Origin of the sequence: Actinokineospora bangkokensis (assembly GCF_001940455.1) — a bacterium.
Taxonomy (GTDB): Bacteria; Actinomycetota; Actinomycetes; order Mycobacteriales; family Pseudonocardiaceae; genus Actinokineospora; species Actinokineospora bangkokensis.
Window position 1 is genome coordinate 67,847 of the sequence record NZ_MKQR01000013.1, and the last position, 23,701, is coordinate 91,547.

At 75.3% G+C, this 23,701-nt stretch carries 24 protein-coding genes; 10 read left to right on the top strand and 14 right to left on the bottom strand.

Going from position 1 to position 23,701, the window contains the following annotated elements; translation table 11 throughout:
* Position 1 precedes the first annotated feature (1 nt).
* The gene (locus tag BJP25_RS13155) at positions 2 to 1,063 is read right to left on the bottom strand and encodes a pyridoxal-phosphate dependent enzyme (protein ID WP_233158059.1); all 1,062 of its coding nucleotides are present in this window, start codon (positions 1,061 to 1,063) and stop codon (positions 2 to 4) included.
* 115 nt (positions 1,064 to 1,178) lie between these two features.
* Here BJP25_RS13155 and BJP25_RS13160 point away from each other — a divergent pair, with 115 nt between their 5' ends.
* Positions 1,179 to 2,081: a LysR substrate-binding domain-containing protein gene (locus tag BJP25_RS13160; protein WP_075975190.1), complete on the top strand. Its 903-nt coding sequence runs from the start codon at positions 1,179 to 1,181 to the stop codon at positions 2,079 to 2,081.
* A gap of 102 nt (positions 2,082 to 2,183) precedes the next feature.
* Here BJP25_RS13160 and BJP25_RS13165 read toward each other — a convergent pair whose 3' ends face one another.
* The 4 genes from BJP25_RS13165 to BJP25_RS13180 form a co-directional block, all read right to left on the bottom strand.
* Entirely contained in the window at positions 2,184 to 2,981 is a 798-nt protein-coding gene (locus BJP25_RS13165) for an SGNH/GDSL hydrolase family protein (RefSeq protein ID WP_269844543.1), read from the bottom strand.
* A 184-nt stretch (positions 2,982 to 3,165) separates the two neighbouring features.
* On the bottom strand, positions 3,166 to 5,157 hold the full coding sequence (gene ligA, locus BJP25_RS13170; protein ID WP_075975192.1) for an NAD-dependent DNA ligase LigA: 1,992 nt from the start codon (positions 5,155 to 5,157) through the stop codon (positions 3,166 to 3,168).
* A 106-nt stretch (positions 5,158 to 5,263) separates the two neighbouring features.
* Positions 5,264 to 7,069, bottom strand: a complete 1,806-nt coding sequence (locus BJP25_RS13175) for a thiamine pyrophosphate-requiring protein (protein WP_408607148.1) — start codon at positions 7,067 to 7,069, stop codon at positions 5,264 to 5,266.
* 65 nt (positions 7,070 to 7,134) lie between these two features.
* On the bottom strand, positions 7,135 to 7,623 hold the full coding sequence (locus BJP25_RS13180) for a Dps family protein (protein ID WP_075975194.1): 489 nt from the start codon (positions 7,621 to 7,623) through the stop codon (positions 7,135 to 7,137).
* A 236-nt stretch (positions 7,624 to 7,859) separates the two neighbouring features.
* On the opposite strand from BJP25_RS13180, the gene BJP25_RS13185 reads away from it, so the two are divergent.
* The gene (locus BJP25_RS13185; RefSeq protein ID WP_075975195.1) at positions 7,860 to 8,669 is read left to right on the top strand and encodes an MBL fold metallo-hydrolase; all 810 of its coding nucleotides are present in this window, start codon (positions 7,860 to 7,862) and stop codon (positions 8,667 to 8,669) included.
* A gap of 145 nt (positions 8,670 to 8,814) precedes the next feature.
* Here the strand turns inward: BJP25_RS13185 and BJP25_RS13190 are convergent, their stop codons facing one another.
* The 3 genes from BJP25_RS13190 to BJP25_RS13195 form a co-directional block, all read right to left on the bottom strand.
* Entirely contained in the window at positions 8,815 to 9,288 is a 474-nt protein-coding gene (locus tag BJP25_RS13190) for a DUF4383 domain-containing protein (protein ID WP_075975196.1), read from the bottom strand.
* An 87-nt stretch (positions 9,289 to 9,375) separates the two neighbouring features.
* Positions 9,376 to 9,537 carry a hypothetical protein gene (locus BJP25_RS34135; protein ID WP_158075645.1) on the bottom strand — a complete coding sequence of 54 codons (162 nt, stop codon included), beginning with the start codon at positions 9,535 to 9,537 and terminating at the stop codon, positions 9,376 to 9,378.
* A 31-nt stretch (positions 9,538 to 9,568) separates the two neighbouring features.
* Positions 9,569 to 9,985: a CBS domain-containing protein gene (locus tag BJP25_RS13195; protein WP_075975197.1), complete on the bottom strand. Its 417-nt coding sequence runs from the start codon at positions 9,983 to 9,985 to the stop codon at positions 9,569 to 9,571.
* Positions 9,986 to 10,193: 208 nt separating this feature from the next.
* Between BJP25_RS13195 and BJP25_RS13200 the strand changes: the two genes are divergently transcribed.
* Entirely contained in the window at positions 10,194 to 10,388 is a 195-nt protein-coding gene (locus BJP25_RS13200; RefSeq protein WP_075975198.1) for a DUF2795 domain-containing protein, read from the top strand.
* Between the two features lie 39 nt (positions 10,389 to 10,427).
* Here BJP25_RS13200 and BJP25_RS13205 read toward each other — a convergent pair whose 3' ends face one another.
* Positions 10,428 to 10,934 (bottom strand): ATP-binding protein, encoded by a 507-nt coding sequence (locus tag BJP25_RS13205; protein WP_084793966.1) that lies wholly within the window; start codon positions 10,932 to 10,934, stop codon positions 10,428 to 10,430.
* Between the two features lie 151 nt (positions 10,935 to 11,085).
* Between BJP25_RS13205 and BJP25_RS13210 the strand changes: the two genes are divergently transcribed.
* A complete protein-coding gene (locus BJP25_RS13210) occupies positions 11,086 to 12,099 on the top strand; it encodes a chemotaxis protein CheB (RefSeq protein ID WP_233158060.1) in 1,014 nt (337 codons plus the stop codon).
* Positions 12,100 to 12,120: 21 nt separating this feature from the next.
* Entirely contained in the window at positions 12,121 to 13,968 is a 1,848-nt protein-coding gene (locus tag BJP25_RS13215) for a CheR family methyltransferase (protein ID WP_075975200.1), read from the top strand.
* A 34-nt stretch (positions 13,969 to 14,002) separates the two neighbouring features.
* On the opposite strand, the gene BJP25_RS13220 is transcribed toward BJP25_RS13215, so the two are convergent.
* Positions 14,003 to 14,740, bottom strand: a complete 738-nt coding sequence (locus tag BJP25_RS13220; protein WP_075975201.1) for an ATP-binding protein — start codon at positions 14,738 to 14,740, stop codon at positions 14,003 to 14,005.
* A 171-nt stretch (positions 14,741 to 14,911) separates the two neighbouring features.
* Between BJP25_RS13220 and BJP25_RS13225 the strand changes: the two genes are divergently transcribed.
* Positions 14,912 to 16,126, top strand: coding sequence for a glycosyltransferase (locus tag BJP25_RS13225; RefSeq protein ID WP_075975202.1), 1,215 nt, complete (start codon positions 14,912 to 14,914; stop codon positions 16,124 to 16,126).
* 10 nt (positions 16,127 to 16,136) lie between these two features.
* Here the strand turns inward: BJP25_RS13225 and BJP25_RS13230 are convergent, their stop codons facing one another.
* From BJP25_RS13230 to BJP25_RS13240, 3 genes are all read right to left on the bottom strand, one after another.
* Positions 16,137 to 16,571, bottom strand: coding sequence for a hypothetical protein (locus BJP25_RS13230; RefSeq protein ID WP_075975203.1), 435 nt, complete (start codon positions 16,569 to 16,571; stop codon positions 16,137 to 16,139).
* A gap of 100 nt (positions 16,572 to 16,671) precedes the next feature.
* Positions 16,672 to 18,165, bottom strand: coding sequence for a SpoIIE family protein phosphatase (locus BJP25_RS13235; protein ID WP_075975204.1), 1,494 nt, complete (start codon positions 18,163 to 18,165; stop codon positions 16,672 to 16,674).
* A 71-nt stretch (positions 18,166 to 18,236) separates the two neighbouring features.
* The gene (locus tag BJP25_RS13240; protein ID WP_075975205.1) at positions 18,237 to 18,800 is read right to left on the bottom strand and encodes a hemerythrin domain-containing protein; all 564 of its coding nucleotides are present in this window, start codon (positions 18,798 to 18,800) and stop codon (positions 18,237 to 18,239) included.
* Positions 18,801 to 18,970: 170 nt separating this feature from the next.
* Between BJP25_RS13240 and BJP25_RS13245 the strand changes: the two genes are divergently transcribed.
* Positions 18,971 to 19,204: an acyl carrier protein gene (locus BJP25_RS13245; protein WP_075975206.1), complete on the top strand. Its 234-nt coding sequence runs from the start codon at positions 18,971 to 18,973 to the stop codon at positions 19,202 to 19,204.
* A gap of 37 nt (positions 19,205 to 19,241) precedes the next feature.
* Here the strand turns inward: BJP25_RS13245 and BJP25_RS13250 are convergent, their stop codons facing one another.
* Positions 19,242 to 20,336 (bottom strand): glycosyltransferase family 9 protein, encoded by a 1,095-nt coding sequence (locus BJP25_RS13250; RefSeq protein ID WP_075975207.1) that lies wholly within the window; start codon positions 20,334 to 20,336, stop codon positions 19,242 to 19,244.
* Positions 20,337 to 20,453: 117 nt separating this feature from the next.
* Here BJP25_RS13250 and BJP25_RS13255 point away from each other — a divergent pair, with 117 nt between their 5' ends.
* Genes BJP25_RS13255 through BJP25_RS13265 form a run of 3 tightly spaced genes read left to right on the top strand, consistent with a single transcriptional unit; the run spans position 20,454 to position 23,700 of the window.
* Positions 20,454 to 21,476: a glycosyltransferase family 9 protein gene (locus BJP25_RS13255; protein WP_075975208.1), complete on the top strand. Its 1,023-nt coding sequence runs from the start codon at positions 20,454 to 20,456 to the stop codon at positions 21,474 to 21,476.
* A complete protein-coding gene (locus tag BJP25_RS13260; protein WP_075975209.1) occupies positions 21,473 to 22,453 on the top strand; it encodes a glycosyltransferase in 981 nt (326 codons plus the stop codon). The genes BJP25_RS13255 and BJP25_RS13260 overlap by 4 nt, the downstream gene beginning before the upstream one ends.
* Positions 22,453 to 23,700, top strand: coding sequence for a glycosyltransferase (locus BJP25_RS13265; protein ID WP_233158075.1), 1,248 nt, complete (start codon positions 22,453 to 22,455; stop codon positions 23,698 to 23,700). Before BJP25_RS13260 ends, BJP25_RS13265 begins: the two co-directional genes overlap by 1 nt.
* Position 23,701 lies beyond the last annotated feature (1 nt).

Below are 23,701 nucleotides of genomic sequence, written 5' to 3' on the forward strand. Positions count from 1 at the left end.
GTCAGCGGGTGGGGTGCGGGTTGGCGTCGCGGCCCTCGGTGCTCAGCAGCACCACGACCGAGCCGGGGCCCAGGCCCAGGCCCCCCGTGGGCAGCACCGCGCGCAGGCCCGCGAGGGTGGCGGCGCCGCACGGCCCGGAGGACAGCCCGGCGGCGGCGAGGTCTTCGGCGGCGCGGGCGCTGTCGGCGTCGGTGACGGCGACCGCGGCGTCGAGGCCGTCGCGCAGGTAGGGCCACGCGGTGCTCGACGGGGTGCCCGCGTTGAGCCCGGCCATGATCGTCGGCGTGGTGGGGACGCTGGTGGGCGCCCCCGCCCGCAGGCTCTCCAGCACGCACGCCGCGGCGGCTGTCTCCACCCCCAGCAGCGCCGGGGCGTGCCCGTCCGGGCGGCTGCGGTAGTGGGTGATCACCGCTTGGGCCAGCGACCCCACGCCCACGGGGACGCCCACGAGGTCGGGCCCGACCACGCCGAGGGCGGCCAACTGCTCGTCGACCTCGTGGCACAGCGTGGAGTAGCCCTCGACGATCCACCCGGGGATCTCCTCGTACCCCGGCCAGGCGGTGTCCTGCACCAGCACGCGACCAGGCGCCTCGGCGGCAGCGGCCGCGGCGCGCACCGCGTCGTCGTAGGAGCCGTCGACGGCGGTCACCTCCGCCTGCTCGTCCGCGATGGCCGCGACCGCTCGGGCGTGCACGCCGCGCGGGACGAACACGTGCGCCCGCTGCCCGCGCAGCCGCGCCATGCGCGCCACGGCCCGGCCGTGGTTGCCGTCGGTGGCGGTGACGAGCGTGAGCGAGGCGCCGCCGGCCGCGGCGATGACGCGGTGCACGGCCCAGGACGCGCCGAGGGCCTTGAAGGCGGGCAGGCCCAGGCGGCTCGACTCGTCCTTGACCAGGACCCGGCCCACCCCCAGCTCGCTGGCGAGGCCGGGCACCTCCACCAGCGGGGTCGGGGCGTAGCCGGGCAGCCCGGCGTGGAAGGCGCGGACGGCGCCGGGCGCGGGGGCGCACCGCCACGAGCGGGCGGCGGCGCGGACGAGCGGGGCGGCGGCGGTCGTGGTCACCCGACCAGCGTGGACGGCGTCGTCGCATCGGTCCAGCGGAACTCTTCGACCTATAGTCATCGGGAAACCCGAACAATGGGCCAGCCACCGGAACCCCGGACATTGGACGCCACCCGTGTACGACCTGCACCGCCTGCGCCTGCTGCGCGAGCTCAAGCACCGGGGCACGCTGTCGGCGGTGGCCGCCGCCCTGTCCTACGCCCCGTCGTCGGTGTCGCAGCAGTTGTCGCAACTGGAGGCGGAGGTGGGCGTGCCGCTGCTGGAGAGGGTGGGGCGGCGGGTGCGGCTGACCCCGCAGGCGGAGATCCTGGTGGCGCACACCGAGGCCGTGCTGGAACGGCTGGAGCGCGCCGGGGCGGAGATCGCCGCCTCGCAGCACGAGGTGGCCGGGACGCTGCGGATCGCCTCGTTCCAGACCGCCGCGCTGGCACTGGTGCCCACCGCGCTCGACCGGCTGCGCACGGCGCACCCGGGGCTGCGGGTGCACGTGCGGCACATGGAGCCGGAGGAGGCGCTGCCCGCCCTGCTCGCCAGGGACTTCGACCTCGCGCTGGCCGAGGAGTACCCGGGCAACCCCGGCCCGCGCCCGGCGGAGCTGGAGCAGGAGGACCTGCTGGAGGACCCGATGCACCTGGCCGTGCCCACCGGGCTGCGCACCCCGGCCGACCCGGGGGCGGCGCTGCGGTCGCTGTCCGGGCGGGCGTGGGTGATGGAGCCCGCGGGCACCCCGGCGCGGCACTGGGCCACGGCGCTGTGCCGCACCGCCGGGTTCGAGCCCGACGTGCGGTTCGAGACCACGGACCTGCTGCTGCACCTTCGGCTGGTCGAGCAGGGGCACGCGGTGGGGTTCCTGCCGGAGCTGACCTGGGGCGGGGTGCGCCCGGCGGCGCGCCTGCACCCGCTGCCGCGCGGGCAGGACCGGCGGCGGCTGTTCACGGTGGTGCGGCGGGGGCGGGGCGCGCACCCGGCGGTCCAGGCCTTCCGGGAGGCGCTGCGGCAGGTCGTGGCGGACGGGTGACCCCGGCAGGCAGGACTGCGAGCGGGCCGGGCCACCCGATGAGTCCGGGCGGGTGAGGCGGGTGGGCCGCGCCGGGGTGCCCCGACGCGGCCCGCCCGGACCTCAGGCCACGCGCTCCAGGGCGGCGTAGTAGCCGCCGGACTGGCCCGCGGCGTTGGGGTGGTAGGACTCGTCAACCGGGAAGGTGACGCTGTTGAGCCAGCGGGCGCCGGAGGCGCAGATCTCGTGGCCCGCGAACGCGGTGCGGCCGTCGACGAAGGTGAAGCCGTGCGCGGCGGCGCGGGCGGCGATGACGTTGGCGAGCACGTCGGAGGAGGTGTTCACCGCGGCCCGCTTGGTCTCGCTCAGGCCGATCGAGCAGGACCCGCCGAGCTGGTAGATGTGCGGGTAGCCGACCACCACCACGCGGGCGCCGGGGGCGCGGGTGCGGATGGCGTTGTAGACGTTGTCCAGCCGCCCGGGCAGGGTGGTGCGGGCGAAGTTCTGCGCCTCGGTGTTGCGGCTGACGCAGGTGGCGTCCGAGCTGGTGTTGCAGGTGATCATGACGTTGGCGAAGCCCGCGTCGTTGCCGCCGATGGACAGGGTGACCAGCGCGGTGTCCGAGGTGACGGCGGAGACCTGGGAGTTGAGCACGTCCGAGGTGACCGCGCCGGAGCAGGCGGCGAAGGAGAACGACGAGGGCTTGTTGGCGTTGGCCCACAGCTGGGCGTAGGCGTTGGCGCTGCGCTTGCAGCCACCGCTGCTGCCGTAGCTGCCCGCGCCGGTGCCCGAGGAGTAGGAGTCACCGAGGGCGACGTACTTGCCGACGGCGGCGGACGCGGGCAGGACGGCACCGGCGAGCGCGGCCGCGGCGGCGGCGGCCACCACGGCGAAGCGCTGGGCTGGGCGGAAGAACCTCACTGTTGCCTCCGGGGGTGCAGGGTTTCCCGACCTGACCATCGTCGAGTGGGAAACACCCCGACGAGAAGAGGGCACCACCCCTGTCCCGTTGCCAGATTTCACCAGTTCACCGCCGGGGCACCGGCGCGCGGCCCCGGCGCCACCGCCGGTTCGCGCCCGGGTCGGGCGGCGGCCCGCGGCCGCCTCAGGCGATGCCCGCGGCGATGAGCATCGCCCACACCTGCGCCTGGTCGACCACCTCCACCTCGTGCTTCTCGGCCTTGGTGAGCTTCGCGGCGCCCACGTCCGCGCCGGTGATGAGCAGGTCCGTGCTGGCCGACACCGACGAGGCGGTGGTCGCGCCCGCCTTCTCGCACATCCGCTGGAAGGCCGGGCGGGGCACCTTCTCCCCGGAGCGCGGGTCGCTCAGCGCGCCGGTGATGACGACGGTCTTGCCCGCCAGCGGGGCGTCCGAGGCGACGACCGGGGGCAGGTCCTCCGCGCGCACGTCCAGCGAGACGCCCAGCTCGCGCAGCCGCCGCAGTTCCGGGCGCAGCCTGCCCAGGTGCTCGGTGAGCGAGGCGGCGACCTTCGGGCCGATGTCCTCGACCTCGACCAGCCGCTGCTCCCCCGCGTCCGCGACCTCCTCCAGCGAGCCGAAGCCCGCCCGGCACAGCCGGGTGGCGGTGCCCTCCGAGGCCATCGGGATGGCCAGCCCGATCAGCGCCCGGCGCAGGCCCACCGCGCGGCTGGCGTCGATGGAGTCGACCATCCGCTTGGCCGAGACCTCCCCGATCCGGTCGAACTCCAGCAGCTGCTCGGCGGTGATCCGGTAGAAGTCCGACGGGTGCTCGAGGATGCCCGCCTCGGCCAGCCGCTCGATCCACACCCCGCCCACGGCCTCGATGTCGGCGGCGGCGCGCGAGGCCCAGTGGATGAGCCTGCGCACGGTCTGGGCCGGGCAGGCGACGTTGACGCAGAACAGCTCCCGGCTGTTGCCCTGCTCGACCACGGCCTGACCGCAGGAGGGGCAGGTCGCGGGCGGGACGATCTCCCGCTCGGCGCCGGTGCGCTTGGACTCGTCCAGCACGCCGGCGACGAACGGGATCACGTCGCCCGCCCGGCGCACCAGGACGGTGTCCCCGATGCGGATGCCGCGGGCGCGGATGACCTCCTGGTTGGCCAGGGTGGCCCTGGTGACGGTGGTGCCGCCGACGAACACCGGCTCCAGGTGCGCGACCGGGGCGATCTTGCCGGTCTTGCCCACGTCCCAGACCACGTCGGAGAGCACGGTCGTCTTCTCCTCGGCGGCGAACTTGAACGCGATCGCCCCGCGCGGGGAGTTCGAGCGGGTGCCCGCCGCGGCGTAGGCGGCCCGGTCGGCCAGCCGCAGCACGGCGCCGTCGAGGTCGTAGTCGAGGTCGTTGCGCCGGGCCTCGATCCCGGCGATGACCTCCTGCGCGGCGGCCGCGTCGGTGCAGTGGCGCATGTCGGCCACGGTGAACCCGAGCGCGCGCAGGCCCGCCTCCAGGTCCGACTCCGCGGTGTCGGCGGAGGTGAACAGGTCGAAGGCGAGGAACTGCAACCGCCGCTCGGCGACGGTGGCCGGGTCCTTGGCGCGCAGCGTGCCCGCGGCGGCGTTGCGCGGGTTGATCAGCGGCTTGTCCGGGTGGGCGGCGTTGTAGGCGGCGAAGGTGGAGCGCAGCATCACCGCCTCGCCGCGCACCTCCACCACCCCGGGCGCGGGCACCCGCGCGGGCACGCCGTCGACCAGGGCCTTGACCAGCACCGTCACGTCGTCGCCGGTGGTGCCGTCGCCGCGGGTGACCGCCCTGGCGAGGCGGCCCTCCTCGTACACCAGGGCCAGCGAGAGCCCGTCGAGCTTGGGCATGACGACCACCGGCTGCCCGGGGAAGCGGTCGAGGAAGGCGGCCACCTGCTCGGCCTTGGTCGCCTTCTCCAGCGACAGCATGGGCCGGGAGTGGCGGATCGGGGCGTGCAGCACCGCCGGGGCGCCGACCTGCTCCAGCGGGTTCGGGTCGGGCGCGAGGTCGGGGTGGGCGGCGATGAGCCCGCGCAGCTCGTCCTCGACCTGGTCGTACTCCGCGTCGGCCACCAGCGGCGAGCCGCGGTAGTAGGCGTCGCGCAGCACGACGACCTGATCGGCGAGTTCCTGGATCCGTTCCCGAGCGTCCACGCGGCAGAACCTACCGCCACCCACCGACAGGACGTCGCCGCTGCTCCACGGGGGTGCGGCCGGGCACCACCCGGTCGGGTGGGGCCACCACCCGACCGGGGTGCGCTCAGCGCTTGCCCGGCAGGAACTCCTGCACCTTCGTCTTGGCGCCCTGGGCGATGAGGTGCACCGCGGCCGGGTCGCCCTTGAGCACCGCCTGGGTGACCGACCACATCTGGTCGGCGGTGGCGTGCGGCGGGATCGGCGGCACCTCCGGGTCGCAGTGCACGTCGAGCACCACCGGGCCGTCGGCGGCCAGCGCGCGCTCCCACGCCGGGCCCAGCTGGTCCGGGTCGTCCACCACCTCGCCACCGAGGCCCAGGGAGCGGGCGAACGCGGCGTAGTCCACATCGGGCAGCGACTGCGACTGCTCGAACTTCGGGGAGCCGCCCATCGCCCGCAGCTCCCAGGTGACCTGGTTCAGGTCGTTGTTGTGGAAGACGCAGACGACCAGGCGCGGGTCGGACCACAGCTCGCGGTAGCGGGCGATGGTGATGAGCTCGGCCATGCCGTTCATCTGCATCGCGCCGTCCCCGACGAGGGCGATGGCGGGCCGGTCGGGGTGGGCGAACTTGGCTCCGATGGCGTACGGGACGGCCGGGCCCATGGTCGCCAGCGTGCCCGACAGGGTGCAGCGCGCGGCGCCGCGGATGCGCAGGTTGCGGGCGTACCAGTTGGTCGAGGAGCCCGAGTCGCCGGTGACGATGGCGTCGTGGGGCAACCGCTCGGACAGCTCGGAGACGATCCGCATGGGGTTGACCGGCTTGGCGTCCACCCCGGCCTGCCGCTCGACGGTGCGCCACCACCGGGCCACGTTGTCGACGACCTTCTCCTGCCACGACCTGTCCTGCTTGCGGGTGAGGCGGGTGAGCAGGGCGTCGAGGGTGCGGGCGGCGTCGCCGACGAGGTTGACCTCGGTCGGGTAGCGCAGGCCGATGTTGCGGCCGTCGAGATCGATCTGCACCGCGCGCGCCGTGCCGAACTCGGGCAGGAACTGCGAGTAGGGGAAGTTCGACCCGATGATCACCAGGGTGTCGCAGTCGCGCATCAGCTCGTAGCTGGGCCGGGTGCCCAGCAGGCCGATGGACCCGGTGACGTAGGGCAGGTCGTCGGGCAGGACGTCCTTGCCCAGCAGCGCCTTCGCCACGCCCGCGCCGGTGATGTCGGCCAGCGCGCGCACCCGGTCCGCGGCGCCGCGCGCGCCCTGTCCGATGAGGACGGCCACGCGCTCGCCCTCGTTGATCAGCTCGGCGGCGCGGGTGATCTCCGCCTCCGGCGCGACCGAGGAGGTCCACGCCGGGCTGGGCGGGCTGGAGGGCACCTGCTTGAACGCGTGCGCGGGCGGGGTGTAGTCCTCCTCCTGCACGTCGGAGGGGATGATCACCGCCGTGGGCGACCTGGTGGCCTGGGCGATGCGGATGGCCCGGTCGATCGCGTTGGGCAGCTGCTGCGGCACGTTGACCTCGACGAGGTACTCCGAGGCCACGTCCTTGAACAGCGCCTGCAGGTCGACCTCCTGCTGGTAGGACCCACCCATGGCGCTGCGCTCGGTCTGCCCCACGACCGCGACCACCGGGACGTGGTCGAGCTTGGCGTCGTAGAGGCCGTTGAGCAGGTGGATGGCGCCGGGGCCCGAGGTCGCCATGCACACCCCGACCTGCCCGCTCAGCTTGGCGTAGCCCACCGCGGCGAAGGCGGCCATCTCCTCGTGGCGGGTCTGGACGAACCGCGGCGAGTCACCCGCCCGCCCGAACGCCGCGACTATCCCGTTGATCCCGTCGCCCGGGTAGGCGAAGACCTGCTCGACGCCCCACTCCCGGAGCCTGCTCAACAGGTGGTCGGCAACCTTGTCTGCCACGGTCCCTCCTCGCATCGGCTCCGCTGCGGGTACCCACCGCTGGGCGGGCAACCCCAGCGGAGCCGGGTGAGGTGGGGCGCTTACCGGTCCTCGTTCTCCGAGCGCAGCATCCAGGCCTTCTCCTCGAGGTCGTGGATGACCTCGTGCAGCAGGTCCGCGGTGGTCGGGTCCTCCTCGTCGACCGCGTCGTGCACCGAGCGGATGTGCTCGACGGTCTCGGTGAGCAGGGTGGCGACCCCGGTCAGCACCGCGGGGACGCGCTGCTCGCCGGGGGCCTGCTCGGTGAGGGTGTTGCCCGCGGCGACGGTGCGCGGCCTGCCGTCCGGGGTGGCGTGCAGGGCGCGCAGCCGCTCGGCGACGGTGTCGGCGTGCTCGCGGGCCACGTCGACGACCTCGTCGAGCAGCAGGTGCACGCTGCGGAAGCCCGAGCCGGTGACGTTCCAGTGCGCGTTCTTGCCCTCCAGCTGGACCGCCAGCAGGTTGACCAGCACCTGCTGCAGGGACTCGACCAGCGTGGTCGAGGCGACGAAGCCGTCCTGGGTCGTGGTCGTGGTGGTGTCGGCGGTCATGTCTGACGTCCTCCTTCGTGCCGTGGCCCCTACCGTTCTACGCCTTTTCTTGAATCAGTCAAGTTGAGCGGTGGGGTTCTGTGAGCCACCCCGCACTGGGCGGGGGCGGGCACGGTGCGCGCGGGCCCGTGGGCCGATGGCGGGCGCGCGGCGCCCGGCACCGGGGGACGTACCCGCCGCGGGCCCGGTTGACACAGCCGGAGGTTTGGCGGGCAGGCCACCGGCTACCAAGGGGCATGGATGACCCAGCGGGCACGCTCACCTTCATCGGCAACGCGACGGTCCTGCTCCGGCTGGGCCCCTTCACCGTGCTCACCGACCCCAACTTCCTGCGGCGCGGCCAGTGGAGCTACTTCGGGCAGGGTCTGGTGTCCCGGCGGCGGCACGACCCCGCCCTGCGGGTCGACGAGCTGCCCGAGCTCGACGCCGTGGTGCTCTCGCACCTGCACGGCGACCACTTCGACCGGGTGGCCGCGCGCGGGCTGGACAAGGACGTCCCGCTGCTCACCACCCCGCACGCGGCCCGCAGGCTCGGCAGGCGCGGCTTCCGCGCCACCGAGGGGATGGCGACGTGGGCGAGCACGACGCTGACCCGCGGCCCGGCGCGGCTGTCGGTGACCTCGCTGCCGGGGCGGCACGCCCTCGGCGCGGTCGCCCGCCTGCTGCCGCCGGTCATGGGCAGCATGGTCGAGTTCTGGCCAGGCGGCACCGCCGAGCCGGTGCGGGTCTACCTCAGCGGCGACACCCTCGTGCACCGCGACCTCGACGAGATCCGCGAGCGCTACGACCGGGTCGACCTCGGCGTGGTGCACCTGGGCGGGACGAAGGTGCTGGGCGTGCTGCTGACCATGGACGGCGAGCAGGGCGTCGACCTGCTGGAGGTGGTGCGGCCCCGGCTCACCGTCCCGGTGCACTTCGACGACTACGGGCTGATGAAGTCGCCCCTGTCGGACTTCACCGGCGCCGCGCGGCGCAGGCGCCCGCCCAGCGAGATCACGTGCGTGGGCCGGGGGCAGACCATCCCCATCCCCGCACCCGGGCACTGATCGCGACGACCGGGAGGTAGCGTGGGTGCGGCGGCCGCCGTGCACGGCGTCGTGGCGCTGCTGACCTGACCCGGGCCGGGGGCACGGTGAAGCGGCAGGCCGGTCCGATGTGGACCGGCCTGCCGCCGGGGGTGCGCGCCGCCGCTCAGCGGTCCTGGGGGTTGATCACGTCGCGCTCCTTGGGCAGCAGCACCAGGCCCAGGCCGATCATGCCGACGCCCAGGACGAGGTGCAGCCAGTTGTCGGCGTTGTTCACCGGCACGAAGTTGGCGCCGCTTCCCTGGTCGATGACCAGGCCGTAGATCCACAGGACCAGGTAGACGACACCGCCGCCGATGAGGAAGGCGCGGGCGCCCACGGCGGTGCGGGCCATGAGGAACCCGACGACGCCGAAGGCCAGGTGGACCAGGTTGTGCAGGACCGAGACCATGAACAGGCCCAGCAGCAGCGCGCCGGAGTGGTGCCCGGCGAAGCTGAGCTGGTCGTAGTCGGTGGTGATGCCCGGGACGAAGCCCAGGACGCCGACCAGCGCGAAGACGGCCGAGACGACGAGCGCGGCCAACTGCACCGGTCGGCGGGCGGTGGGGGTGACGGGGCCGTGCGTGCTGTGAGTGGTCATGTCTTCCTCCTCGGCGGTGTGTTGGGGCCGGGATTTCCCCTTTTCCTCCGGATAACCCTCTCTCTCCCCCGGACACCCCCCGGTGCGCTAGCCGGTGCGCCAGAGCCAGCCGAGGAAGCACATCGCGAGGGTGAGCGCGACGGCGTTGGTGGCGACGTCGTGCTGGAGCGCGGGCAGCAGCGGCACCGTGGCGCGGCCGAGCAGGCCGGTGGCGATGCGCAGGCCCGCCGGTGGGCGGGTGGTGGGCACGGGGGGCTCCCGGGGTCCGGTGGGGAAGGGGTCAGGAGTCCGCGGGCGCGGCGCTGATGTCGGCGAGCGCGGACCCCGGGTCCTGCTCCAGCGCCGCGTCGCCGAGGGAGAACACCCCCACGGGCCTGCCGTCCTCCAGCACGGCGATCCGGCGCACCGCCGCCTCGCGCATCCGGGTGACCGCGGTGTCGACGTCGTCGTCCGGGCCCGCGGTGATGAGCAGGCGGGTGCAGACCTCGTCGACGCGCACCGCGGCGACGTCGTCGTGGTCGGCCACCCCGCGCACCACGATGTCGCGGTCGGTGGCGATGCCGACGACCTCGTCGCCGTCGAGCACCAGCACCGCGCCGATGTCGCGGTCGCGCATCCGCTGGGCGGCCTGCCGCAGCGTCGTACTGCCCGGCAGCGCCACCGGGTCGTGCGCCATGAGTTCGCGCAACGCGGTCATGGGTCTCCTCCTGGTCCGTGGTCTCGGGTGGACGCGGGCCCCGGGTGCCGCGGGGCCCGCACCCCGGCCGACTACCCGCGCGGAACCCGCTGAACCACCCGGGTTCCGCGGGTCGGGCGCGTGTGGACGGCGGCGGCGGGGGTAGCCAGCGCACCGTCCACCGACAGCGGGCCGACGGCCCGCGGGGACCGACGAGCGAGGAGGACCGATGAGCGACAAGCCCAACCCGATCCAGCTGCAGAAGCACCTCGGCGGCATCGACTACCCGGCGGGCCGGGCCGACCTGGTCGAGCACGCCCGCTCGCACGGCGCCGACGACGACGTGCTGTCCACCCTGGAGTCCATCCCGGACCGCACCTACGACGGCCCGAACGCGGTCAGCCAGGCCGTGTCGCAGGTCTGAGCGCCGGTGGGGCGGGGACGCGTCCCCGCCCCACCGGTCTCACCCCCGCAGGGTGAACGCCAAGGAGACGGTGGTGCCCGCACCGGTGCCCACGCTCATCGCGGAGCTGAGCGCGCGCATCATCCCCAGCCCGCGGCCGCGGTGCGCACCGGCGACCGCCCCCGGTTCGTGCCACCGGCCGTCGTCGCGGACCTCGACCCGCACGCTCCCGGGCAGCAGCTCCGCCGACACCCGGACCGCGCCCGGCGGCAGGTCCCGGTAGCCGTGCTCGATCGAGTTCGCCATCCCCTCGTCGACGGCCAGGACGATGTCCTCACCGAGGGCGGGTGCCACGCCCTGCGCCGCGAGCCAGGCCAGCAGCGTCCGGCGCACCACCCCCGGCTGCTCGTCGCGGGCGGGGACCACGAGCAGGAGCGAGCCGCTGCCCGGCACGACCGGACCCCGGCCCCCGTCTCCGTCCCCGTGCCCGTCACCGGGGGGCGCGCTCCCGGGCAGGAGCGCGTCGCGCACGTCACCGCCACGCACATCACCGTCGTGGACCGGCATGCCACCTCCACCGAGGGTGGTCGCAGTTCATGCCTGCGCGACTACCCCGTTCGCGGCGGGTCAACCACCCGCTCCCCAGGTGGTGATCCCGGGGTTTCGCCCGATCGGGTCGAGGTATCCACCGCCCCCGATGGGAAGCGGAGGTGTTCTGGTGCAGGCAACCCACCGGGACTTGGTGGTCGTCGGGGCGTCCGCGGGGGGTGTCGAGGCCTTGCGGGCGCTGGTCGCAGGTCTTCCCGAGGACCTGCCCGCGGCCGTGGCGGTGGTGCTGCACGTGCCCAGGACCGGCACCAGCGCGCTGGCGCGGATCCTCGACCGCGCGGGCCCGCTGCCCGCCACGACCGCCCGCCAGGGCGAGCCGGTGACCCCGGGCCGCATCGTCGTGGCCCCGCCGGACCACCACCTCGTCGTGGTCGACGGGCGGTTCGCGCTCACCCGCGGCCCCACCGAGAACGGGCACCGGCCCGCGGTGGACGCGCTGTTCCGCTCCGCCGCCGTGGTCCGCGGGGCGCGAACGATCGGGGTGGTGCTCTCGGGCACCCTCGACGACGGCGCCGCGGGGTGCGCGGCGATCCGCAGGCGCGGCGGCGCGGTCATCGTGCAGGACCCCGTGGACGCGCTCTACCCCGGGATGCCGGAGGCCGTCCGCGCGGTGGTGCCCGCCGCGGTGCTGCCCGCCGCCGCCATGGGACCCGCGATCGCCGCTCTGACCAGGCGCTCCGCGGAGGGGCGGGGGCGAGCGCTGCCCGACCACGTGCTGCTGGAGGACGCCATCGTGCGCGAAGGTGAGGAGGTCGGCGTGGTCGGCACCCCGAGCGAGTTCTCCTGCCCGGACTGCCGCGGCGTGCTCAACCAGGTGGAGCCCACCCGGTTCCGCTGCCAGGTCGGGCACGCCTGGACGGCCGCGGCGCTGGGCGACGCGCAGGACGAGGCCGTGCAGCGGGCGCTGTGGACGGCCGTGCGCAGCCTGGAGGAGCGCACCGCCCTGGCCGTGCGGATGGCCGACGCGGCCACCGAGCGCGGCGACGAGCGGCGGGTGTCGCACTACCGCGAGCGGCGCGCGGAGGCCAGCGACGCCGCCCGCGTGCTGCGCACCCTGCTCAACCCCGACCCGCCCGGGGATCCGCGGGCACCGGAGCACCCCGGCGCACCCCCGCAGCGGTAGCGTTCGGCCGTGGACGGTGGGATGGGCGAGCGGGAGAGCGAGCAGTTCGAGGCCGTGCTGCAGTACCTGAAGGAAGCCAGGGGGTTCGACTTCACCGGGTACAAGCGCACGAGCCTGGCCCGGCGGGTGCGCAGGCGGATGGGCCAGGTCGGGGTGGCGGACTTCCCCGACTACGTCGACCTGCTCCAGGTCAGCTCCGACGAGTTCGACGCGCTGTTCAACACCATCCTGATCAACGTCACCGGGTTCTTCCGCGATCCCGACGCCTGGGCGTACCTGGCCGAGGAGGTGGTGCCCGCGCTGCTGGCCGAGCGCGGGCCCGAGGACCCGGTGCGGGTGTGGAGCGCGGGGTGCGCCTCCGGGCAGGAGGCCTACAGCCTGGCCATGCTGCTGGCCGACGCGCTGGGCCCGGACCGGTTCCGGCAGCGGGTGAAGATCTACGCCACCGACGTCGACGAGGAGGCGCTGGCCCAGGCCCGGCAGGCCTCCTACGCCGCGGCCGAGGTCGAGGGGGTGGACGAGGACCGGCTGCACCGCTACTTCGAGCAGCAGGGCCAGCGGCACGTCTTCCGCAAGGACCTGCGCCGGTCGGTGATCTTCGGCCGCAACGACCTGGTGCAGGACGCGCCGATCTCGCGGATCGACCTGTTGGTGTGCCGCAACACGCTGATGTACTTCAACGCCGAGACCCAGTCGATGGTGCTCAACCGGTTCCACTTCGCGCTGGCCCCGCGCGGCCTGCTGTTCCTGGGCAAGGCGGAGATGCTGCTCTCGCACAGCCGGATCTTCGACCCGGTGGACCTCAAGCGCCGGGTGTTCCGCCGGACCCCGGGCAACGCCGCGGGCCTGGGCGGCATCGGCGCCCAGCCGGTGCCGGTGGAGCGGGTCGGGGAGGTCGGCGGGCTGGGCGAGTTGCGCGAGCACGCCTTCTCCGCCTCGCCGGTCGCCCAGGTGGTCGTCACCGGTGAGGACATCGTCGCCCTGGTCAACCAGCAGGCCGAGGCGCTGTTCGGGCTGTCCCCGCGCGACATCGGCAAGCCGCTGCGCGACCTGGAGGTCTCCTACCGGCCGGTGGAGCTGCGCGGCTACGTCGAGCAGGCGAAGGTCGACCGGCGCGCCATCCGCATCAAGGACGTGCAGTGGACCCGCGCGCCCGGCGACCCGGTGTGGTTCGAGATCCACGTCAACCCGCTGGTGCACACCGACAACGGCCTGCTGGGCGTGACGATCGTCTTCCACGACGTCACCGCCGCGCGCAAGCTGCTCGACGACCTCGAGCACGCCAACCGCCAGCTGGAATCGGCCTACGAGGAGCTCCAGTCCACCAACGAGGAGCTGGAGACCACGAACGAGGAGCTCCAGTCGACGGTCGAGGAGCTGGAGACCACCAACGAGGAGCTCCAGTCGACCAACGAGGAGCTGGAGACCATGAACGAGGAGCTCCAGTCCACCAACGACGAGCTCCAGGCGATCAACGACACCCTGCGCGAGCGCAGCGCCGAGCTCGACGAGGTCAACGACTTCATGGCGGCGATCCTGTCCTCGGTGCAGGCCGGGATCGTGGTGGTCGACGCCGACCTGCGGGTGCTGGTGTGGAACCGGGGCATCGAGGACCTGTGGGGGCTGCGCCAGGACGAGGCCGTCGGCGCCCACCTGCTCAACCTCGACATCGGCCTGCCGGTGGGTGAGCTGCGCTCGGCCGTGCGCACCGCGCTGTCCGGCGAGGTCGAGGGCGGGACGCTGCGCATCGAGGCCATCAACCGCCGCGGCCGGGGGACCACCGTGCGGGTCGTGGTGAGCCCGCTGCGCGCCCCGGCGGGCGGCACCAACGGCGCCATCATCGTGATGGAGGCGGTCGGCGAGGGGTGACCCCCGCCCGCGGGACACGGCCGGGCAGGCGCGGTCAGGCCACGGCCAGCGTCGCCCACACCACCTTGCCCGGCGCGGTGGGGCCCGACGAGCAGCCCCAGGCCTTCGCCAGCTGGGCGACGACCAGCAGGCCGAGCCCCGGGTCGCCGCCCGCCGCGGCGGCGGGGTCGCGCAGCACGGCCCGGCGCGGGTCGTCGTCGCCCACCGCGACGGTGAACAGGCCCCGGTGCAGCTCCAGGCGCAGCCGGGCCTCGGAGGTGGTGTGCACGAGGGTGTTGGTGACCAGCTCGCAGGCGATCTGCGCGGCCGGTTCGGCCCGCTCCGGGGGCACACCCCACTCCCGGCACACCGCGCGCACCTGGGCCACGGCGGCGGCCACGCTGCCCCCGGCGTTGGGCAGCACCCGCTCCGCGCGCCTGCGCTGCGGGGCCCGCTCGACCGCGGCGAGCGCGCTGCCCGGGTCGGGGTGCACCGGCAGGTAGCGGCGCAGCGCCGTCCCCCTGGGCACCACCCCGGCCGGGTCGACCAGCAGGATGGGCACACCGGGCCAATGGCAGGTGCGCATCCACACCGCGACGAACACGCTCAGCTGCGACTCGGCGGCCACCCGCAGCCCGGCCAGGTCGACCACCAGCGCCGCGGGGTCCTCGGCGACCAGCTTCAGCAGCCGGTCGCGCAGCGGGGCGTAACCGGGCACGTCCAGCGTGCCCGACACGGTGACCACCACGCACCCCCGCTGGTGCGACACCCGGCACTGGATGTCCACGTCCACGGCACCTCCCAGGGTCCGAGGGGAGCAGATACCCCAGCGAGACCCACGCCAATCGCCCGAGGTCGCGATTCCTCCACCCCTCCGGCCAAGTCCGCCCATCCGGACGTGTAGGTCGACCGGGAGCGGGTACTGGCGGGGAACGCGAGGCCGAATCACCTCCAGGAGGACCCAGTGCCGACTGCGCCAGGCGCGCCCGCCATCGCGATGGTCAGCTACAACGCCACGCCCGACCGCGGCAGCGACACCGCCGTGGGGGACGAGCAGGCCCGGCACGTCGCGGAGCTGGCGGCGGGCCTGTCCGCCCTCGGGTTCGCGGTGACCACCTTCACCCGCCGGGCGTCTCGGCGCGAGCCGGAGCGCTCGACGAGCCCGGGGGGCGGCACGGTGGTCCGCCTCACCGCGGGCCCCGTCCGGCCGCTGAACACGGCCGAGCTGCTCACCCACCTGGGGGAGTTCACCGACCGGCTCACGACCCACCTGCGCTCCGGGGGGTTCGCGGCCGCGCACGCCCACCACTGGACCTCCGGGGTGGCCGCTGCCCTGGCCGCGCGGTCGCTGCCCACCCGCGTGCTGGTCACCCACCACGCCTTCGCCGGGGCCGGGCGGGGCGAGCACGCGCCGCTGGAGCGGCGGGTGGCGCTCACCGCCGACCGGGTCCTGGCCACCAGCGCCGCGGAGGTCGACCACCTGGTCGGCCTCGGCGTGCCGCGCACGTCGGTCTCGGTGGTGCCCGGCGGGGTGGACATCGGCGTGTTCACCATCCCGGACGGGCAGCCGCACGCCAAGACCGGGCAGCTGCTGGTGGCGCCCGCGCCGCTGGTGCGCGGGCAGGGCGTGGACACCGCCATCGCCGTGCTGCCCCGGTTGCCCGACGTCCGGCTCGTCGTGGCGGGCCACGGCCCGGACGAGACGCGGCTGCGGGCGGCGGCCGCGCGGCTGGGCGTGCTCGACCGGGTGCGGTTCACCGGGGCGGTCACCCGCGCGGAGCTGGCCGAGCTGTTCCGGGCCGCCGACCTCGTGCTGCGCGGCCCGGCGCAGGACCCGCACGGCGCGCTGGCCCTGCAGGCCTCCGCGTGCGGCGCCCCGGTGCTGGCGAGCCCGGTGGGCGCCCTGGCCGACGTCGTCGTCGACGGCATCACCGGCAGGCACGTGCGCCCCGGCTCGGCCGCCGCCCTGCACGCGGCGCTGCGCGACCTGCTGGCCGACCCGCACCGGCTGGCGGGCATGGGCCTGGCCGGGGCCGACCGGGCCGCGAGCCGCTACAGCTGGGCCAGGGTCGCCGCCGAGGTCAGCCGCGCCTACCGCGGCCCCGCCGAGCACCCCACCGAGGCCGCGCTCGGCACCGGCACCACCGCCGAGCCCGCGGCGGAGGAGAGCTGCCCCTGACCGGCCGGGGTCACCCGGTCAGCGCGGCGATCCGGCGCAGCAGGTGCTCCGGGTCCGCGACGGTGGCGGTCAGCGCCGGGTGCGCGATGAGCCCCAGCGGCTCGATGCCGGTGACCGGCACGTGGAAGCGGACGCACACCGCCTGGTCGGTGGACGAGCCGAAGGTCAGCCCCCGGTCGGCGAGCGAGAGCCGGGCACCCACGGCCTTCCACGCGGCGAACGGGCCGCTGAGCCGGGCTCCCGCGAGGTTCGTGGTGGGCGTGCGCACCACCCAGGGGCCGAACCGCGCGGTGAACCAGTCGTCCCCCAGCTCCACCCACGCCGTCGACGGGGTGACCCCGGCCAGGGCCAGCGGGACGCGGAACCGGGCGTCGAAGGCGAAGGGGACCCGGTCGGCGCTCGCGCCGCCCCGGGGGTCGCGGTCGTGCAGGTCGTCGGTGCGCATGTGCTCTCCTCCCGCCCACGGGCTACCCCGTCGGCGGTCCTCACCCACAGCGGTCCTCACCCACAGCGGTCCTTACTCACGACGGTCGCCGGGAAAGGGGTCAACAGCGGTCGTGCGGGAGCGAGGCGAGGGTGAGCGCGTGGTCCGCGGCGCTGCCCGCGGCGGCCCGCAGCCGCAGTGGCGAGCCGTTGCGGGCGCACCGCCGGGTGAGCCGGTGCAGCGCGGCGACGGCGGGTCCCGCGAGCGCGGTGGCGCCGGTGAGGTCGAGGGTCAGCGGGCGGGTCCCGCCCAGGGTGCGGCGGTGCAGCTCCAGCTCGAACTCGCGGACCGTGTCGATGTCGAGCGGCCCGTCCACGGCGACCAGGTCGTCGCCCTCGTCGAGCACGAGCAGCCAGTCCCGGGCGTCGGGGGGATCGGGCGCGGGGGCGGCACCGAGCACGTGGGTGGGCCGGGTGACCCGGTGGCGGATGACCGCGGTGGTGCCCTCAGGTGTGCGCCGCACCGCCACGTCGTCGACGAACTCTGCGGTGGTGGCCAGGCCGAGACCGGTGCCGGGCTCGGCGGGCGGGCCCGCCCGGTACCGCCAGCGGCCCTCGTCGCGCACCCGCGCCTCCACCACCCCGTCGGGTCCCAGCTCGGCGTGCAGGGTGACGCGGCCCGGTGGGCCGTCGGGGTGGCTGTGCTCCACCGCGTTGGTGACCAGCTCGGTGACCGCGTGCAGCACCGCCAGGGTGTCCGCGGCGCCCACGCCCACGGCGTCGAGCCAGGGCACCAGCCCGGCCCTGGCGGCCTTGGCCGCGGTCGGCCCGGCGGCCACAACCGCGTCCCACGGGTCCACGGGGTCCACCAGCTGCGCGGCGAGCACCGTCAGGTCCTTGGTGCGCCCCGCGTGCCCGGCCAGCAGCTCCAGGGCGGTGGCGGTGGCGCGCTCGACGGCGCACAGGCCGGGGGTGCGCAGCAGCGGGTCCACGACGACGACCTCCGCGGTGGCGGCGAGGTCCGCGGTGGCCTCCACCGGGGTGAGGCCGGTCCGCTCGACCAGGCCGTCGCTGTAGAGCAGCAGCACGTCGGCCGGGCCCAGCTCCTGCGAGCGGGTCGCGCGCCGCCCCGTGCCGGTGCCCAGCGGGCCGTCCCCGGTCAGCGGGAGCTCGCGGGTCGCGCCGTCGCGCACCAGCAGCGGCGGGGAGTGCCCGGCGGTGCAGTAGCGCACGGACCCGGCGGGGTCGACCACGGCCACGCACACCGCGGCACCGGCCGCCTCGGGCACCCGGTGGGCCACCCGGTCGGCGGCGGTGAGGGCGCCGAGCACGTCGCCGGTCTCGTCCAAGCGGTCCTGGAGCACCGCGCGCAGCTGGCCGGTCGCCGCCGACACCGCCACACCCCGGCCCGCGACGTCGCCCACCACCAGCGCGACCGAGCCGTCGGGCAGCGGCACCGCGTCGAACCAGTCCCCGCCCGCGCCCGCGGCGGGCCGGTGGCCCGCCGCGACCCGCACGGCGGGCAGCACCGGCAGCCCGGTCGGCAGCAGCCGCAGGCGCAGCGCCGCGCCCGCGGTGCGGTCGGCACCGGTGGTGAGGTCGTCTCGGCCGTGCACGGACCCTCCCCGGGGGTTCGTCCTCCCGCCGCGTGGCGGCGCACCTCGCCGTTCCCCGGCGGGGGACGGCGTCAGTGCTTGCGGCCGCTGAGCGCGTCGCGCAGCCGGTCGATCATGCCGGTGCCCGCGTCCAGCAGCAGGTTCGCGGGCGGGGTGTCCGGCGCGGCCGGGTGCGGGCGAGTCGGCGCGATCCGCTTGGCCTTGACCACCTTGTCCCCGAGGTCGCGCAGCTCCTCGGGCGAGCACGCCGCGGCCAGGCGGGGCAGCAGGTCGCGCTCCTCGTCCTCGACGTGGTGTCGGATGTCGCGGATCAGCTCGGTCAGCAGCCGCTCGAACTCCGCCTCCCCCGGGGACAGCCGCTCCAGCTCCTTCATCACGCGCTCGGCCTCGGCGTGCTCGGCGATCTCGTGGTCGGCCAGCTCGTCGCCGCCGGGCAGCACCCGGCGCGCGGCCGGGTACATGTGCTGCTCCTCGGCCACGGAGTGGCGCACCAGCTCGGTGATGACGTGGTCCACCAGGTCCCGGCGGTGCGCCTCGCCGCCGATGCCCGCCTCCAGCTCCTGGAACGCCGCCTCCACCGCGCGGTGGTCGGCCACGATGACGTCGACGAGGTTGGTCTCGTGCGTGGTGGTCACTGCTCCTCCAGTCGTCGGGTGCCGGTGGCATACCCCGGCCGGGCCCCGGCATTCGCCGCAGCCGCGGCGGCTTCCCGGCGCATGGCTCGCGGCGATCCGGGTAGACGGGGCGTGATCGACGAACAGGGGCGCCCGCCGCGGTGGGCGCGCCGAACCGAGAGGAGAACCCGATGGCCACCGGGGAAACCGGTTTCGACGACGTCACCTTCGACCTGGTGTCGGTGCAGTACCACTCGCTGAAGGCGGGCCACGACTACGGCCAGTACGTCCGCGACGCCCGCAACGCGGGCCGCGACGACATCGCGTCGTTCTTCGAGCAGGTCATGGCGGAGGACTCCGCGCGCGCCAAGCAGTGCCACGAGTTCATCAAGGACCTCGCGGGCAGCACCCCCGCCACGGCGTGACCCGGGGGCCGGGGGCGGTCGCGCGCCGCCCCCGGCCTCACCCGGTCGCGAACTCCAGGACGTCGGGCAGCACGTCCCGCACCTCGACGTCGGCCACGAACGACACGTCGTGCGGGCAGCGGTCGACGTCCGGTCGCGTGCAGTCCACACCGCACACCGGGCAGCGGGAGGTCCAGGAGATGTGGACGCGGTTGCGCAGCCGACCGGGCGACCCGGCGTTGATGACGTTGCCCATCCAGTAGACGGAGACGGTGGGCGTCCCCACGGCCTCGGCCAGGTGCCGGGGCCCGCTGTCGTTGGCCAGCACCACGTCCGCGCGCGCGAGCACGCCCACGAGCGCGGACATGCTCAACCGGCCCGCCAGCGAGCGGATCCGGTCCGCCTGCCCGCCTGCGGTGGCCAACCGCACCACGTCGTCGGCCAGCGCCGCCTCCGACGCGTCACCGACGACCAGGACGCACGCCCGCGCCGCGCACTCCGCGGCGACGCGGGCGAACCTCCCGGCGGGCCAACGCCTGCGCGGGTCGCTGGCCCCGGGGTGGATGACCACCACGGGCAGCTCCGGTTCACCGATCACGCGCCGCGCCGCCGCCAGGTCGCCGGGGGTGATCGCCAGCTGCGGAACCAGTTGCACGGGCGGAGCGCCCGCGAGGCCCGCCACCTCCAGCCAGCGCATCACCTCGTGCTGGAAGTAGCGGAACGGGAGGTTGCGCTCCAGCGGTTCGGCGTCCGGGGTCCGGCCGCCCGCGGAGTGCCGCGGCCGCAAGGCGTTGATGAACGGGTTGGACCAGCGCCCGCCGCCGTGCAGCTGCACGGCCAGGTCGACCTGCCCCACGCGGCGCAGGTACTGGCGCGCGGCCTCGTGGTCGGTGCCCTCGCCCCGCGGGTCGTGGACGCCGTGCACCCGGGGCAGGGGCAGGACTTCGCGGACCGGTGACGGTCTGTCGAGGAGTTCGCGGTGCATTTCTGTACCCATCAGGGTGATTCGCGCGCCCGGGTAGGCACGCGCCAGGGCGTGCACGGCGGGCATGGCGAACAGCAGGTCGCCGAGTCCGCCGCCGCGCAGCACGGCGATGTGGGCGATGTCGGGGAAGGGCTCGGCCACCGGGCCGAGCGCGCACTCTGCCAGCACCCGCTCCTGCTACCCGGCCACGCGGTGCCCAAACAGGACCGTCGGTCAACGCTGGTGACGGTGAGTAGTAGTTGCTACTCCATGTTTGGTCTCCTCCCCAGCGGCAAGAACTGCGCCATGCGAACCCCGACCGGCCGCGTGCTCGTGGTCCGACTCGACAGCGACGGTGACGTGCTCACCGCCGGGCCTGCCGTGCGCGCCATCGCCGCGCACGCGGAGGTCGTCCTGCTGTGCGGCCCGGGCGGGGCGCAGGCGGCGCGGATGCTGCCCGGCGTGGACGACGTGGTGGTGTGGGAGTGCCCGTGGGTGGTGGCCACCCCTCCCCCGGTCGCCCAGGACGACCTCGACGACCTGGTGGCGCGGATCCGGCGCGCGGGGTGCGGGGAGGCCGTCGTGCTGACGTCGTTCCACCAGTCCCCGCTGCCGACCGCGCTGCTGCTCAGGATGGCGGGCGTCCAGCGGATCACCGGCGCCTCGGTGGACTACCCCGGGTCCTTGTTGGACGTTCGGGTACGGCCGGGCGTCGACTTCGACGAGGGGTGCGCCGAGCCGCTGCGCTCGCTGGCCATCGCCTCCGCGGCCGGGTACGCACCGTCCACAGCGGACGACACCGCGCTGCGCGTGCGGGGGGTCGTCCCCGCGGACATCGCGGGGCCCTACGTCGTGGTGCACCCCGGGTCGCTCGCGCCGTCGCGCACCTGCTCCCCGGGTCACTGGGCGTCGTTCGTGGCGCACCTGGCCCGTGCGGGGCACCGCGTCGTCGTGACCGGGTCCCCGGCCGAACGCGCGCTGACCCGGGAGGTGTCGGCGGGGCACGCGCTCGACCTGGGCGGCCGCACCACCTACGCCGAACTCGCCGGGGTGCTGGCGGGCGCGGAGGTCGTGGTGGTCGGCAACACCGGTCCGGCGCACCTGTCGGCCGCCGTGGGGACGCCGGTGGTGTCGCTGTTCTCCCCCGTCGTCCCGGCGAGCCGGTGGGCGCCGCACGGGGTGGCAACCGTCGTGCTCGGCGACCAGGAGGAGCGGTGCCGGGACACGCGCTCGCGGGAGTGCCCGATCCCCGGCCACCCCTGCCTCGACGGGGTGACCCCGGAGGTCGTGGCCGACGCCGTGCGGCTGCTGGCGGGGGTGGCGGTGTGAGGGTCCTGCTCTGGCACGTCCACGGCGGCTGGACGGACGCCTTCGTCCGCGGCGAGCACGAGTACCTGCTGCCCACCGCCCCCGGCGGCGGCGCCTACGGGCTCGGGCGCGCCGGTCGCGACTGGCCCGGTAGCACCCGGGAGGTCCCGATCACCGGGCTGGCCGACCACCCGTTCGACGTGGTGGTGTGCCAGCGGCCCGAGGAACTGCCGCTGGTGCAGGCGCTCACCGGCCGCACCCCGGGCGTCGACGTGCCCGCCGTGTTCGTCGAGCACAACACCCCCAAGCAGGACGTCCCCTGGTCGCGGCACCCGCTGGCCGACCGGCCGGACCTGCTGGTGGTGCACGTGACGCACTACAACGACGTGCTGTGGGACTGCGGCTCGACGCCGACCACCGTCGTCGAGCACGGCGTGGTCGACCCCGGCCACCTCTACACCGGTGAGCTCGACGCCGCCGCGGTGGTCGTCAACGAGCCGGTGCGCAGGCACCGCGTGGTGGGCACCGACCTGTTCCCCCGCTTCGCGCGGGCGGCGCCCCTCGACGTGTTCGGCATGGGCCAGGAGGGGCTGGCCGAGGCCACCGGGCTCGGCCAGGACCGGCTGCGCCTGTGCGGCGACCTGCCCACAGCCAAGCTGCACGCCGAACTGGCCCGGCGCCGGGTGTACGTGCACACCGCGCGCTGGACCTCGCTCGGGCTCTCGCTGCTGGAAGCCATGCACCTGGGGCTGCCGCCGGTCGTGCTGGGCAGCACCGAGGCGTGGCGGGCGGTGCCGCCCGGCGCGGGCATCACCTCCACCCGGGTGGCGGAGCTGGTGGCGGCCACCGCGGACCTGGTGGCCGACCCGGCCAGGGCGGCCGACCTCGGCGCCGCCGCCCGCGCCCACGCGCTCGCCCGGCACGGGCTGGCGTCCTTCCTCACGACGTGGGACGGGGTGCTGCGGCACGCCACCACGGGAACCGGAGGTGCACCGTGATCACCGACCAGGTCGTGCCCGCCAGCAGGCGCGGGGGCTCCAACCCGCTCACCGTCGCGCTCGTCAGCGAGCACGCGAGCCCCTTGGCCGCGCTCGGCGGTGTCGACGCCGGTGGGCAGAACGTCCACGTGGCCGAGTTGGCGGCGGCGCTGGCCCGCCGCGGGCACGAGGTCACCGTGCACACCCGGCGGGATTCCCCGGACCTGCCCGCGGTCGTCGACACCGGCGCCGGGTACCGGGTGGTGCACGTGCCCGCCGGGCCCGCGGCGCCGCTGCCCAAGGACGACCTGCTGCCGCACATGGGCGAGTTCGCCGCCCGGTTGGCCGAGCACTGGCGCGGTGAACCCCCCGACGTGGCCCACGGGCACTTCTGGATGTCCGGGCTGGCGGTGGTGGTGGCCGCGCGCGGCCTGCCCGTCGCGACGGTGCAGACCTTCCACGCGCTCGGGTCGGTCAAGCGCCGCCACCAGGGCCGCGCCGACACCAGCCCACCGCAGCGCGTCGAGGTGGAGCGGGTCGTGGCCACCGGGGTCGACCGCGTGCTGGCCACCTGCTCCGACGAGGTCGACGAGCTGGCCGCGATGGGCGTGCCGCGCGCCGCGACGGCCGTGGTGCCGTGCGGCATCGACCTGCGCCGGTTCACCCCGGACGGGCCGCGGGCGCCCAAGCCGCTGCGGCACCGGGTGGTGTGCGCGGGCAGGCTGGTGCCGCGCAAGGGGTTCGACACCGCGGTGGAGGCGATGGCCCTGCTCCCAGACGACACCGAGCTGGTGATCGCGGGGGGTGCCGGCGGCGAGCCCGAGGGCGAGCGGCTGCGCGCGGTCGCGGCGGCGCTGGGCGTGGCCGACCGGGTCCGGCTGCTGGGGGCGGTCGACCGCCACGAGGTGCCCGCGCTGCTGCGCTCGGCCGACGTCGTGGTGCACGCGCCCTGGTACGAGCCGTTCGGGCTGGTGCCGCTGGAGGCGATGGCCTGCGGCGTGCCCGTGGTGGGCGCGGCGGTCGGCGGCCTCAACGACACCGTGGTCGACGGCGTGACCGGGGTGCTGGTGGCGCCCAGGGCACCCGCGGCGCTGGCGGCGGCGGTGGGCGGGCTGCTCGCCGACCCGCGGCGGCGCGCCGCGATGGGCCGCGCGGGCGCGGCCAGGGCCGCCCAGTACGGCTGGGACCGGGTGGCGGCCGGGACCGAGGAGCAGTACCGGGCGTGCGCGCGCACGTCCGCGGCGAGCGTGGTGGGAGGTGTCCGGTGAC

Coding starts and splice junctions, on each gene's coding strand:
- BJP25_RS13230 (WP_075975203.1), bottom strand. CDS start 16,571: ATGCGCACCGACGACCTGCACGACCGCGACCCCCGGGGCGGCGCGAGC.
- BJP25_RS13245 (WP_075975206.1), top strand. CDS start 18,971: ATGGCCACCGGGGAAACCGGTTTCGACGACGTCACCTTCGACCTGGTG.
- BJP25_RS13215 (WP_075975200.1), top strand. CDS start 12,121: ATGGGCGAGCGGGAGAGCGAGCAGTTCGAGGCCGTGCTGCAGTACCTG.
- BJP25_RS13255 (WP_075975208.1), top strand. CDS start 20,454: ATGCGAACCCCGACCGGCCGCGTGCTCGTGGTCCGACTCGACAGCGAC.
- BJP25_RS13175 (WP_408607148.1), bottom strand. CDS start 7,069: ATGCGAGGAGGGACCGTGGCAGACAAGGTTGCCGACCACCTGTTGAGC.
- BJP25_RS13205 (WP_084793966.1), bottom strand. CDS start 10,934: ATGCCGGTCCACGACGGTGATGTGCGTGGCGGTGACGTGCGCGACGCG.
- BJP25_RS13190 (WP_075975196.1), bottom strand. CDS start 9,288: ATGACCACTCACAGCACGCACGGCCCCGTCACCCCCACCGCCCGCCGA.
- BJP25_RS13180 (WP_075975194.1), bottom strand. CDS start 7,623: ATGACCGCCGACACCACCACGACCACGACCCAGGACGGCTTCGTCGCC.
- BJP25_RS13195 (WP_075975197.1), bottom strand. CDS start 9,985: ATGACCGCGTTGCGCGAACTCATGGCGCACGACCCGGTGGCGCTGCCG.
- BJP25_RS13200 (WP_075975198.1), top strand. CDS start 10,194: ATGAGCGACAAGCCCAACCCGATCCAGCTGCAGAAGCACCTCGGCGGC.
- BJP25_RS13185 (WP_075975195.1), top strand. CDS start 7,860: ATGGATGACCCAGCGGGCACGCTCACCTTCATCGGCAACGCGACGGTC.